Below are 404 nucleotides of genomic sequence, written 5' to 3'. Positions count from 1 at the left end.
AATGCTTGAACAAGACACGTTGTTGAGTCTTGACCACCACTGAATACTACAACTGCTTTTTTCATCTTAAATCCTTACGAGAACCTTCTACTAGCGACTTATCTTGTCCAGTAAAAATACAACCTATGCGATGCTCAAATATTTGTGAGTTTGTATTGATAAGCGCCAATTGCGCTCAATGCAGGTATCAATACAAAGCTGAGTTGCGCGTTCTTTTTGGCTAATCGGCTGAAGCGCAATAACTGTATTTTCAGGGACATCGGCTCTAGCAATAAGAGCATCTAGTTGCTCGATGTCTTTACCTGTACCAACAGGATGTTTGATTTCATTCGCACGAACGAGTGCGCTATCAAGAATATCCAACTTGGCTTTCATTGCGACTTTTGGTGACACCGTAACCCAAG

The 404-nt window shown here is 41.6% G+C and carries 1 protein-coding gene and 1 pseudogene; both read right to left on the bottom strand.

Annotated elements, in window-relative coordinates; genetic code table 11:
• Positions 1–65 (bottom strand): 7-cyano-7-deazaguanine synthase (locus AB4496_RS24690; protein WP_195753689.1); only part of this gene is annotated, 65 nt, incomplete at its 3' end.
• 58 nt (positions 66–123) lie between these two features.
• Positions 124–404, bottom strand: a pseudogene (locus AB4496_RS24685) (7-carboxy-7-deazaguanine synthase QueE); the annotation flags it as partial.

This window comes from Vibrio sp. 10N.222.46.A1, from assembly GCF_041473595.1.
Classification (GTDB): domain Bacteria; phylum Pseudomonadota; class Gammaproteobacteria; order Enterobacterales; family Vibrionaceae; genus Vibrio; species Vibrio tasmaniensis_A.
This window is presented reverse-complemented; position numbering and strand designations above follow the sequence as displayed.